Annotated in this window: 12 protein-coding genes and 1 pseudogene; 4 read left to right on the top strand and 9 right to left on the bottom strand. The window is 35.9% G+C overall.

The annotated features are described in order from the left end of the window. Positions 1-60: 60 nt before the first annotated feature. The 4 genes from MKX31_RS03415 to MKX31_RS03400 form a co-directional block, all read right to left on the bottom strand. Positions 61-390 (bottom strand): hypothetical protein, encoded by a 330-nt coding sequence (locus MKX31_RS03415; protein ID WP_000566281.1) that lies wholly within the window; start codon positions 388-390, stop codon positions 61-63. Between the two features lie 495 nt (positions 391-885). Beyond that, positions 886-1,830, bottom strand: coding sequence for a 3'-5' exoribonuclease YhaM (gene yhaM / locus MKX31_RS03410; RefSeq protein WP_000726645.1), 945 nt, complete (start codon positions 1,828-1,830; stop codon positions 886-888). Between the two features lie 41 nt (positions 1,831-1,871). Continuing rightward, positions 1,872-4,796: an ATP-binding protein gene (locus MKX31_RS03405; RefSeq protein ID WP_098111552.1), complete on the bottom strand. Its 2,925-nt coding sequence runs from the start codon at positions 4,794-4,796 to the stop codon at positions 1,872-1,874. Beyond that, positions 4,793-6,034 carry a metallophosphoesterase family protein gene (locus MKX31_RS03400; protein ID WP_064473802.1) on the bottom strand — a complete coding sequence of 414 codons (1,242 nt, stop codon included), beginning with the start codon at positions 6,032-6,034 and terminating at the stop codon, positions 4,793-4,795. Before MKX31_RS03400 ends, MKX31_RS03405 begins: the two co-directional genes overlap by 4 nt. 334 nt (positions 6,035-6,368) lie before the next feature. Between MKX31_RS03400 and MKX31_RS03395 the strand changes: the two genes are divergently transcribed. After that, positions 6,369-6,554: a YhzD family protein gene (locus MKX31_RS03395; RefSeq protein WP_000539550.1), complete on the top strand. Its 186-nt coding sequence runs from the start codon at positions 6,369-6,371 to the stop codon at positions 6,552-6,554. A 24-nt stretch (positions 6,555-6,578) separates the two neighbouring features. Here the strand turns inward: MKX31_RS03395 and MKX31_RS03390 are convergent, their stop codons facing one another. Then, positions 6,579-6,941: a hypothetical protein gene (locus tag MKX31_RS03390; RefSeq protein WP_000582796.1), complete on the bottom strand. Its 363-nt coding sequence runs from the start codon at positions 6,939-6,941 to the stop codon at positions 6,579-6,581. A 153-nt stretch (positions 6,942-7,094) separates the two neighbouring features. Here MKX31_RS03390 and MKX31_RS03385 point away from each other — a divergent pair, with 153 nt between their 5' ends. Further along, positions 7,095-7,235, top strand: a complete 141-nt coding sequence (locus MKX31_RS03385; protein ID WP_000273536.1) for a YflJ family protein — start codon at positions 7,095-7,097, stop codon at positions 7,233-7,235. Positions 7,236-7,301: 66 nt separating this feature from the next. Here the strand turns inward: MKX31_RS03385 and MKX31_RS03380 are convergent, their stop codons facing one another. From MKX31_RS03380 to MKX31_RS03365, 4 genes are all read right to left on the bottom strand, one after another. Beyond that, positions 7,302-7,700, bottom strand: a complete 399-nt coding sequence (locus tag MKX31_RS03380) for a hypothetical protein (RefSeq protein ID WP_064473801.1) — start codon at positions 7,698-7,700, stop codon at positions 7,302-7,304. Between the two features lie 104 nt (positions 7,701-7,804). Further along, positions 7,805-8,239 (bottom strand): hypothetical protein, encoded by a 435-nt coding sequence (locus tag MKX31_RS03375; protein ID WP_064473800.1) that lies wholly within the window; start codon positions 8,237-8,239, stop codon positions 7,805-7,807. Between the two features lie 159 nt (positions 8,240-8,398). Next, positions 8,399-9,043 carry a response regulator gene (locus tag MKX31_RS03370; protein ID WP_064473799.1) on the bottom strand — a complete coding sequence of 215 codons (645 nt, stop codon included), beginning with the start codon at positions 9,041-9,043 and terminating at the stop codon, positions 8,399-8,401. Beyond that, entirely contained in the window at positions 9,033-10,250 is a 1,218-nt protein-coding gene (locus MKX31_RS03365) for a sensor histidine kinase (RefSeq protein WP_098103373.1), read from the bottom strand. Before MKX31_RS03365 ends, MKX31_RS03370 begins: the two co-directional genes overlap by 11 nt. Positions 10,251-10,599: 349 nt before the next feature. Here MKX31_RS03365 and MKX31_RS03360 point away from each other — a divergent pair, with 349 nt between their 5' ends. Next, complete coding sequence (locus tag MKX31_RS03360; protein WP_064473797.1) at positions 10,600-11,595, top strand: zinc-dependent alcohol dehydrogenase family protein; 996 nt, start codon at positions 10,600-10,602, stop codon at positions 11,593-11,595. Between the two features lie 117 nt (positions 11,596-11,712). Beyond that, a pseudogene (locus MKX31_RS03355) lies at positions 11,713-12,019 on the top strand (hypothetical protein). Positions 12,020-12,586: the final 567 nt, after the last annotated feature.

Here is a 12,586-nt window from a genome sequence, read left to right as displayed (position 1 = left end):
AGAATATACAGTTAACTAAAAATGAAAAGTTTACATTTTTTATTGTTTCTTATAAGTGAATTATTTGTATTCCTGTCTATATAATTTAAACGAATAAATAGCTCCAACGAAGAATACAAAGGCTTCAAATAATATAAAGATTTGACGGAAATTCTCGATATCTTTACCAACTAAAGAAATAAATATGCAATTCATTAGAATTTGAGTAGTAAACATACAAGAAATAATTTTAAAATAAATAGCATTTGTTCTTTCATCTGGTTTACCAATTTTTTTATAAATAATAATAAGTGCAATTACTGAACCCAAAAATAGAAGTGCTGTAAGTCCTACAACGATATTGAAATTGCCTGTACTTTCTAACATCCATTTGTTTAATAGATCAATCATTATTATCTTCCTTTCCTACATAAGAGAATATTTCGTTCTTCTTTTTCACTATAATAAAAAAAGAAAAAGGAAAACATCGAACTTTCTTACAAACATTCGTGTATTCTTACAGTTTTGTCATTTTGTAAATATATTCACCGCCTTGCCTTTCGCTAACTGGCGGTTCAGCTTGGCGAAAGCTAAAAACCCGCCGAAAATAAGAGCCAGGAAATGAAATTTATATTGCCTAATGCTTAAAACTACTTCCTATATCGAAAATTATGTAAATAAGCTGCCCATATGGGCAGCTTATTGTATTTTTTGCTTAGCATATTTTTCTGAAATGCTGGCGGTACTCACCTAAAAAGTTGCTATGCTCCCATTCTAGTGGCAAGATATGTTTTATTAGTTCTCCGTTACACCCATGCGTACTTCTTAACTATTTTATTTCATTTTCAATAAAAAACAGCCTCACTAAGCTTATTAACACTTAATGAGGCCATTTGATTCACATTATTAATTATGGAACGTCGGTTTATAGAACGAACGATTATCAAGTGCAAAGACACGCTCAGTGTATTCGCCTGGTTTTGTGCGTCCTAATGCGCGGTCCATCATGTTCATTTTTGCATCTAAGTTATCGATGTAGTGCAGAATTTCTGCTTCTTTTACTAATGGTGGTTTTGGGCTACCCCATTCTGCTTTTCCGTGGTGAGAAAGGACGATGTGCTGAAGGATTAATACTTCTTCTGCATCGATTTGCAGCTCGTCTGCTGCTTTACCAATTTCGTTCACCATAATAGAAATGTGGCCAAGTAAATTTCCTTCTAACGTGTATGTTGTGGAAATTGGACCAGATAATTCGATTACTTTACCAAGGTCATGTAAAATAACGCCTGCATATAATAAGTCTTTATCTAACGATGGGTATAAAGCCGCAATAGCTTTCGCTAAATCAAGCATCGATACGACGTGATAAGCTAGTCCAGATACGAACTCGTGATGGTTCTTTGTCGCTGCTGGATATTCTAAAAATTCGTTTTGGTGCTTATTTAACAAATGTCTTGTTAGACGCTGAATGTTTGGGTTTCTCATTTCAAATATGTATTGCGTAATTTTTTCGACCATATCTTCTTTTTTCACTGGTGCTTTTTCTACGAAATCTGAGATGTCCGTTACTTCATTTTCATTCGCAACTCGGATTTGTTTCACGCGTAATTGAATACGTCCTTTGTAGTTTAAAATATCACCAGCTACTTTAACGATTGTTTCTGCTACATATTGTTTCTCAACTTCTGGTGATACGTCCCATAGCTTCGCTTCAATATCTCCACTTGGATCTTGTAAGATTACTGTTAAAAACGGCTTTCCATTGCTTGCTAAACCTTTTGTCGCTGTTTTAATTAACAAGAAAACATCGACTTGTTCACCAACTTCATATTCTGCAATTTTCTTTTTCATTCGAATTCCTCCACCAAATCAATTACTTTTAGTATAGCATACTACAACTCATTTTCTTTACGCTTATGCGTTAATTTTATAATCTGTTTTTCTGTAAAATACGTTAGTAAATGCACATGGCATGTAAAGAAGATTACTTGTCTATCTTGCGCAATTTCCTTTATTAGTTCAATTGTGCGATTTGTCCTTACCCCATCAAAATGTACGAAACTATCATCAATAATAAACGGATAGTCATGCTCAAATGTTTTCGCTAATGCAAATCGTAACGATAAATATAACTGCTCCGCTGTCGCTTGGCTTAGTTCATGACTGTAAAAACGCATACCGTCGTTACGCTCAACGATGAACGGTTCCGCCTCTGACGGTGAAAAGATTTTACTATATCGTCCGCCTGTTAAATAGACGAAATACTCTTCTGATTTTTGTAAAATACGAGGAAGATGTACTTCATGATAATATTGCTTCGTTTTCGTTAACACTGTCTTTGCGGCCGCATACGCAGCCCACTTCTTCACTTGTTCACGCACTTGCGCTTTTTTCATTTCCCATTCATGCAATAAATCACCGTACGTACTACCTTCTTCTAAATTCGCAATTTCCATACGATGTTTCGCCATGCGCTCTGTCAGTTCTTTCTCTTTCGTAAGACAGTTTTGTGCAACTGTCAGTTCTTGCTTTAATTTTTCCTCATAACCGTCAGCCTCATAATGTTCAGCTAATGATAAACTCGTTAAACGCTGTTCTAACAAATCAATTTGCGGTAATAAACGCCCTACTTGCTTCTCAGCATCTTCACGTTTTTCCGATAGTTTACCTGCTTCTAAAAACATCTCTTCATCAGTAGAATGTGCGATATGCCATAAACTATCTCGCTCTACTAACAGTTGTTTCAATTGCTCTTGCATGAACTCATATTCTTCTTGCCATTCCGCCAGCTTCTCTTTTCTCTGCTTACAAGTTTGGCGCTTTTCTTTCTCATTTTGCATACGGCTTTGTGCCTCGTGCAGCTTACTATACTCCGCACTACCGATAACAGTTTCTAGTTTATGTTCAAATTGCGAAATCATTTCATATAATGAAGATTTACGAGCGCCTTGTTTCTCTAACTCACGATATAATTGCTGCATTTTTTCCATACGCTCAAACGCTGGCAATATGTGTGCATACGTATAAAATTCAGGGAACATATAGCGCATTTTATACACATCTACTTGTTCGCTAGTGCGGAACGTTTCTCTCTCCCATTCCTCATACGATGAAACGACTTTATCATACGCTCGTTCCATTTGTTGTAACTTATACGACTCGCGCTCAAATAGCTTCCGAATCTCTTCATCTTTTTCTAACTGATAGCGAACAGACATCGCTTCTTCACTTTGTCTCCCGCCAGCACTTTGCTGAAGAGTAAGAAACTCTTCTTGTAATCCACTTGACGGATCTTTATATAAAACGAGGGCCAGAACAATCCCTACAAAAATAATGACACTAATAAATAAGAGTAGGCGGTTATCTATAAATAAACTCGTGAATAAAACAAGCGTGTTAATAATAAGTAACAGAAGACAAACTCTTTGCCACTGCTTTTTCTTTTGCATAGCTGCTCCTGCTTTTTCCTCATACTTGCGCTTCATTCTCTCTGCGCCCATACCGATAAACGCCGCATCTTGGAACGACTTCTCTTTCTCCGCTAACGTATTTCGCTCTTCCTCCGCTAACATTTGTTGCTTAATCTGTCTTATGTTTTCTTCTTGTTCTTCTAATTGCTCCTGCGCCACTTTAAAACGGTCATCGAGCTGCGCTTTTTGCGTTTCTAGTTCGCGCGCCTTTTGCACTGCTTGGGTAATTAACTCTTTCGTTGCCAAACTCATATCAAACGAAAGAACTGTTTCTTTTTCAAAAGTAGCACCGATTTGTTGCTCTAGCTCCGTAAGTTCTTCTTTTATATTCGTAATCGTTCCTGTCATATCACGCATTTCTTGGCGTGCATTTTCGTAAGACATGTGCTGCATACGAAGTTCTTCTACATAACTTTCTTTTTGTAAAAACTCTTCATCTATTTGAATCGATTCCATTTCCGATTGCACATTCTCTATTTTTTTATAGAGCGAATCAACTTGTAATTGGAGCGGCTCCATCTTCGCCTTAATCGCTTCATAACGCGCCATCCCGTTTACAGGAAATTGCCCGCTCTCGTTTTGTAACACTTTCTCATGCGCACGCTTTTCAATAACGAGAGGCTCAAGCGCAGCTAATATTTCATAATCTTGCTTTCGCTTTTCTGCACTCTCTTTTTCCACGCGAACAGCAGCAAGTTTCTCTTCACTTTCTTTTAACTGCTCCACTTGCTTTTCATACGTGCCAATTTTCCCTTGCCACTCTTTCATCTTCTCTTCAAGCTTCTTCATCTCTTGCAGTGACACGTTAATTTCTGGTTTACGACCACTCGGCTTAAAGCGCTGATCCATTTCTTTTTCTAGCTTTTTATCTAGCTGTAATAACGCATCACTTCCGACTGCACTTGCCGAAAATAAATAATTGCCGATATCCGCTTCGCCTAGCTGGTGAATATTTTGAAGACCGTGCATATCAAATGAAAAGACAGATTCAAATAAACTTTCATTCATCCCGCTTAGTATGTCCTGTAAAATTTCTTCGCCGCCCGTTTTTCCGTCTTCAAAATAAACGGTCACCTCACCAGCTGCCGTCTTTGGCAATCGTTCAATTTTCAAACGACCGTACTTCTCTGTTTGCACAGTCATCGCACCGCCATACTTGCCGCCTTCTTTCGGCTCATAACGGCGCTGTCCTCTCGTCGGAAAACCGAATAAAATACTTTTCATAAACGAGCGAATTGTCGATTTCCCCGCTTCATTTTCACCGTACAGCACCGTCAGCATTGAAAGATCCATTTCCACATTTTCTAATTTTCCGTACCCATAAATATGGAGTTTTTCAATTCTCATTTTTTATCCCTCTCTTGCTGGAATAATTGCTCTAAAATAATATTTTCCGCTTCCTTTTGAATCTCTTTCTTCTCTTCTTCTGTAAAAGATTCAATACTATTACGCGCTACAGGAGATGTCCAAATCGTGCGCAACACGCCGTCCATATTAGTGAACGCTTCTAACTCTTTTAGCACACTACCGACGAAATGATTTTCTTCTTTCAAACGCTCGATTTCCGCAAAAGAAACCGTCTCATTTTTCCACTTCATCGCATATACGAAATCTTTTCGCTCTTCTCCCGCTGCTAAAATATGAAAAATCTCTTCCGCGCGCTTGTCATCACGTAAATAAGGAGAAAGTGGGCCCTGCCCTGTAAATATGACAGTTAATAGTGTCCCTTCTTCTTCTCTTCGGCATTCATTCATCATGGTTGATATCACCGTCATAAGTTCATCAACAGTTTCCAGTCCATCGATACTCACTTCTACCTCATCCCACACAACATCCGCTGTATGGAAAAATGAACATTGCGTTCCCTGTTTCGTAAGTTCAATAAGATACGCGCCCTTCTCTCCAGTTTCCTTACGATGACGCCCTTGTATATTCCCTGGATAAATAATGCACGGCTCTTCTAATAAAATTTCACGTTTATGTATATGACCAAGAGCCCAATAATCAAACTGCTTTTCTTTCAGCTCACGAATTTGAAACGGTGCATAGCGATTATGCTCTGCATCTCCTTCCACACTTCCGTGAAGCATGCCAATATGAAAAGGCGCATCACTCATTTTCATATACTGCGCTGTCATATTATCCGTTACCGCTTGCTGTAAATAACTAAACCCGTAAATAGAAGCGAATAGCTCACCATTTTTATAAAATGATTTCTCTTCTACATAAGGCTCCGTAAACACATGAACATTTTCCGGAAACTCAATTGCTGCCCAGCTTCCCCCTAAATGATCGTGGTTACCGTGAATAATAAAAACAGGGATATCGTACTGCGACAGTCTCTTCATTTGCTCGCGCACAAACACTTGCGCCCTCAAACTTCTCGTCTCCGCATCATACAAATCCCCGGCTAGTAATACGAAATCAACGCGCTCTTGAATCGCTTTATCAATAATACGTTCGAACGATTCAAACGTACTTTGTTTCATTCTCTCCCAAACAGACTGTGGTACATTCATCTCCATCCCTTTAAACGGACTATCCAAATGCAAATCAGCCGCATGTATAAACTTCACTTGTTTCACAAATAACGATCCTTTCTATATTTCAAAAGTTTCATTTTATCAATATTAAAATTGCTGAAAACTTTAATAAGTAGGCATGAATAGACTCCCCAATAGTTACAGTTTCACCTTACCCCGTATTAACGGGCAGTAGACAAAGAAGCTTATCTGAAAGTTAACTGCCCATAAATACCCGATTGGTTCAACTAATAATAAGCAGGGGATAAAAAACTCCCCTGCTTATTAAAGTTTCACTTTATTGTAACACGCAATGTCATATATTTCTTTGCATATTCTAGTGATTTATGCCAAAATAGTTATAAGATTCTGATTTTTATTATTGGAGGGGATTTTCATGGGAGTATACGTTCTAACAGTCTTTGAAAAAGATGGTTCAAAAGCATTAGATGAATCATTCGAGGCGGCAACTGAAAAAGAAGCGAAAGCAAAAGGTGAATCTATTTTACAAGAAAAAGGATTGCACGAAAAAACACATCGCTGTACATCTTCTGCAGGTAAGCTCGTTTTATTCCAGCGCTAAAAAAGAAGCGTCATCCGCTTCTTTTTACTCTACTATATCTTCGTCACACCACGTAAACACCACATCTAGAATGCGATTACCGATACGTACGCGCTTATTCCATTTTCCTGTTTGGATCTGATGTTGCAATTCTGCTTTCATCTTTTCCGTCCAGTCGTGAATCGTTTCACTACCGGCGTACGGATATACGCTCGGAAACTCTTCCTGCAGTAGATGCAAGCTCTCTGCATCAAAATGAAAATGGAAGAAGTAGTTTGCTGTAAGCGATGGTTCTTGCAATCGTAAAAAATGATCATCAACTTGCTTTCTATTCCTATAGAAAGTAAAGATATTCACTTTACCGCTCGTAATTTGGTCAATTTGAATTTCGTGCTTCTCTATAATCACGTCTTGTCCACCTCGTTATATACTATCCTTAGTATATATGTCTTTTGCAACAAAGTTAACCATTTTCGCGCGAAATTCATTTCCTTCATTAATACCCGTACCTCCAAGTATGATCAGAACAAACAAAAAACAAAGTTGAAGGGGAGCGATCACATGTATTTCGGAAGCAAAGGTTGGTATGTAAAAGAACTTAAAAAATTAGGTATTCGTACTTACGAAGGTAAAAAACTAGAATCATATCGTACGCATGTGTTATCTAGTTTACTTGAGAGAATGAAGAAGGCTTCGGCTTAATTGATGTAGGAAGCAACTACGGTTGCTTCCTTTTTATTTAGTAAATAAAAAGAAAATCATCATACCTTAACTTATTAACTTTACCGTTATACTTCCTTGATAGAAACCACCCATTATCAACTGAATCTCTAGTACCAAATACTCTTCCAGATAATCATTTGTATATATTTTAAATTCTCCATACTTATTAACTCGTCCGCTTCCAACATACATATCACCACTTGTTATGATAATTGTTGAATGAGGTTCTGCACGGCCCCATATACGACTATTACTATAGTCCAAAGCATCCACATTTATTTTTTGATGAATATTATTAACTGAATCTCTACATTTATTTTCACACAAATTAACATTGCTTTCTTCCGCCCTCGAAAGTGCTCGATTCCTGCTAGTCTTTTCTGAAGAGAAAGCAACATTCCCCAGCCAATTAAACCTATCAAATATAGTAATAGGTAAAAACATCTAAGTTAACTCCCCCCATTCTTCCAATACGTTCTTCTCATTTTTATGAACTTATAACAATACATTTTATGTTGGGATAAAAGAAAACAGCTTTGATTTCCTATTCAATTTCGCACTGTTAATTTGTACAGAACACATAGAATACTGTTTTTCACCCCAGATGCCATGACAACACTACATAAAAGAAACCACGGTCCATTAAATGTAAATCCATCTTCAAATATATTAATAATAATTATGTTGCCAATTATTAAGAGAATCCATGAAATGGAATACTGTTTTCCATTTGTAATATATAAAATTCCATCCTCATAACAGACTGTAATTCCCCCACCTTGCCAAACACCAATAGCGAAAGAAAAAAGCATAACTGCCAATAACTCTGCTTGTAAATCTCTAGTCATTGGTTGCGGCGCCGTATAAGTAATAATCCCTATCATCATGAGAAAAGTAATAATATGTATCCAGTTTAATTTTGTTTGTTTGCTTTGCAGCCAAATAAAGAAAATTACTACAGAAATTAAAAACAAAGTTGCCATTTAATTATTCTTCTTCCTTTCCCACATTAAAAACGTCTGTGTAACGCAATTAGAGCGTTCTTAAATCTCTCATACTTTCTAAAGCATAACATGAGAAAGAAATAAAAAAATCGTACAAAAGGGCAAGCCTATAATGTACGATTGGGCATATATAATGTTTTAAAAATGAATTAATTTCCTTTCAATAGATACAGCTACTGCTTCTGACCTTGAATTAACACCTAATTTATTGTATATATTTGTTAAATACGCTTTTACCGTTCGCTCAGCTATTCCCATATCGAATGCAATTTCTTTATTCTTATTTCCACGCGCAATAGCTTTCAACACAAACAATTCTTTTTCTGTTAAGTTATTTTCTTCAACCATATTAGCATGTATTTCTTTCCTTTTATAATTCACTATCTTTTCCATAATATTGGGTTGTAGTAATATCTCACCTCGAATAGCCGCTTCCAATGTTCGAAACAAATTCTCACGATCCGTATCTTTTAGCAAATATCCTTTTGCCCCTAACTCAATTCCCTTTAACATTAATTCATCTTCGTTATAAGTAGTTAATATAATAATCGGCGTATGGTTTTGTTTTTCATTCAAAGCCTCAATTGTTTCTAAACCACTCATTTTAGGCATATTCAAATCCATTAAAATGACATCAGGTTTCTTTTTTTCTATGAAAGAAAGGGCTTCTTCTCCGTTTGCAGCCTCACCTATAATTTGAAATGAATCACTCGTTTCTATTATTAATTTCAGACCTTCTCTTACAACGAAATGATCATCCACAATTAATACGTTATACTTCATGGCTATCTCCTTCATGATTGATAGGTACTTGAATATACACTTTCGTACCCTTCATCTTTTCACTCAATATATGTATTTCTCCATTCATCAATCGAACACGCTCATTTAAGCCAATTAAGCCGTAATGTCCAGGATTCTTACCGATATCTCCAGTGTCAAAACCAATTCCATTATCTTCAACTTCAATAGTAAGTTTTTCAAGATCATCGATATATTCAACTTTTAAATTTACCTCTGTTGCCTGCGAATGTTTTGCGATATTCGTTAAACATTCACTAATTACATATAAGCAGTGCTCTTTTACTACGCTTGAAATATGCGGAGGGCTTTGAATAGTAAATCTCACGTGTATAGACGTAGCCTCAGAAAAACGTTGAACTTCTTCCTCTACTGCTTTATTAAATGAATTGGTAGTATGACGCAAATCATCAATAACCAGCCTTGCATCATGTAAAGTTTGTCTCGCTCTTATCATAGTTTGTTTCATAATCTCTTGAGATCGCACTGTATTCCCTTTTTGCATATGGGCATCTATTGCTTCCAATTGCATAATTAAGCTCGCTACACCTTGCGCTAACGTATCATGTAAATCTCTTGCCATTCGCTGTCTTTCATTAGCTAATGTCAATTCTTCCACTCTCATATATGCAGACTCTAACTCTTGAATATAACTCTGTATACGATTACGTGCATCAAATTGCTGCTTATTAATATAAGAAAAAGGAATAATAATTGCTAACACTAAAAGAAACATAGAAATAAGAATAGCTAATTTATTCACACCATAATTTATACTAATTGCAGTACAAAATATGGCGTACATAAGAGTAAAAACTGCTATTACTTTAAATATATTGTGATAAACATATAGACTTTGGGCAATTAAAATAGGTGTTAATCCAACAAAAATTGCTATCGAAGCATTTGGTACAATAAATGCAGCCAAAAACACAATGAAAAGTTGTACAAAAAAGAAGTATAACAATTGCCTATTCCTTAATGAACTAGCATACCAATGAAAAACAGTATGAATAACAATGACTATTGTAAAGAAGAAACTATCCATTGAGAGAATACTATTACGAAATTCTAAAAGCATTGAAGCTATATATACGAGTGTAATCCATAAAATAATAAACCTTCTTGGAATAAATACCGCTTCCAATACATTTTTATCCAAATCTATATTTGAATTTATTTTTTTCATATTCGACCTCCACCATTATATTATACAAGATACAGCTTACATTTTGATAAAGTGAAGGCTTTTACATACAGCCCGACTCCCACAAATAGCGGGATAAGTCACTTATTCCTCTTCATCCTCATTACCAAATACAAATATTAATTATTGTATATCGAAATGCATTGATATTTATGTAAGATTATTATTCAGCAATGCTACATAATTAATGTATATTTTAAAAGTTTGCACAATCAAAATCTCCTCAAAGTATAAACGACGACTTTCTGTTCCCTTTTACTTAGTGCTAATGAAATAATCATTTAAACTGAAAATGCTATAATAAACCCAATCAAACTAAGGGGGCACATTTATCTTGCACGGAAAACACATTCGATTTCATGAGTTTGGGAACCCAAAAGATGTATTACAAGTTGAATATAAAAATATAGAACCATTAAAAGATAATGAAGTTTTAATCCGTATGTTAGTTAGACCGATCAATCCATCTGACTTAATTCCCATAACCGGAGCGTACGCTCATAGAATCCCTTTACCTAACATACCTGGTTATGAAGGTGTTGGTATTGTCGAAGATGTAGGTACGGGCGTTACTAGAGAGCTTATCGGTAAACGTGTTTTACCGTTACGAGGCGAAGGTACTTGGCAAGAGTATGTGAAGACATCAGCTGATTTTGTAGTCCCTATTCCTGATTCCATCGATGATTTCACAGCGGCACAAATGTATATTAATCCACTTACGGCATGGGTTACATGTACAGAAACGTTAAACTTACAGCGTAATGACGTTTTATTAGTGAATGCTTGCGGATCCGCTATTGGACATTTATTTGCACAGTTATCACAAATTTTAAACTTCCGATTAATTGCTATTACAAGAAATAATAAGCATACAGAAGAATTACTACGCCTTGGTGCTAAGTATGTAATTGATACTTCCACTGCCCCGCTTTATGAAACAGTTATGGAATTAACAAACGGGCTCGGTGCGGATGCTGCGATTGATTCTATCGGAGGACCAGATGGAAATGCATTAGCTTTCTCCTTACGTCCAAACGGGCACTTTTTAACGATCGGTCTTCTATCAGGAATACAAGTGAACTGGGCAGAGATTGTCACGAAAGCAAAAGTGCACGCGAACATATTTCACTTACGACATTGGAATAAAGAAGTGTCACCATATAAATGGCAAGAAACGTTTCATCACTTAATTCGTTTAGTAGAAAATAAGCAATTACGTTTTATGACGGTACATTCTACGTATGACTTAGCGGATGTGAAAGCAGCAGTTGATGTCGTGCAGTCTGCTGAGAAAACGAAAGGGAAAGTGTTTTTGACGAGTTATTAAATGCAATTGAAGAAGTCTTTTTGATTGACCTTTTAAATAGACTAAATAATACGTTTAGAAACATATAATTATAAACACCTGGTATAATTCCATTAAAAGGTAAAAGGAGATTTTCACATGTGGTTCATTTCGGCAATCGCGCCTGTTGTAATAGTTGGTGGAATTGTAGTATTTGTAATGAAAAGATTGGAACATAAATATAAGAACGGAAAATTAGGTAAGAAAAAATCTCAAAAAGCTCAACTGTTATTAAATAGTTTCATACCTATGGGAATGCTTGTTGGCTGTATGATCGGTTTGATTTTCGGTATGTTTTTCCCGGACTTCTCCCTGCTTTCAGTTAGTTTAGGGGCCGGAATAGGCTATTTATTTGGTTATTTCGCCTATGAAATTTATAAGTAAGACAGGAGATAATTTTTCATAATCCAAAAAGAATAATCAGGACAGTACATAGTAGTCATATACAATATGTACTGTCCTTTACTTTTGCATCAATGCTATCACCTTGCCTTTCACATCCTATACACCTTTTTTATTGATTTTCCTCTCCTCCCTCTTTTGTATATCCACTTTTTTATTTTCATTGGATCTATACCCATAGTAAAGTAGAGCACATGTAATAACTGAACCTACAATATATCCTAAAAAACATCCTAACCAAAACATAATGTGACTGCCTCCAATGCTTTATAAATTTTATGTAATACAACGCCTTACATGCTCAATCGTTTATTTCTATAAACTATACACCCTCTAAAGTTATTCATACCATTATTTCTCCCCTTACCTCAAATAACAATTTTATTATTTATCATAAAGTTGACACTCTCATTATACATATATAAAGATTGTTGTACTTCTTACTTTTCTCCTTGAAAACAATATATACTACATTTGAAATAAGCGGATACGTCTGCTTATTATCTAAATTCCCGTGCAATATCCCCTCACGAAATGCTAGGAGCAATCCTAGCATTTTATACAATAACGT

Origin of the sequence: Bacillus sp. FSL M8-0063, assembly GCF_038005545.1 — a bacterium.
GTDB classification, from domain to species: Bacteria; Bacillota; Bacilli; order Bacillales; family Bacillaceae_G; genus Bacillus_A; species Bacillus_A wiedmannii.
The sequence above is the reverse complement of the archived record's forward strand: the minus strand, read 5'-3'. Positions and strand labels throughout refer to the sequence as shown.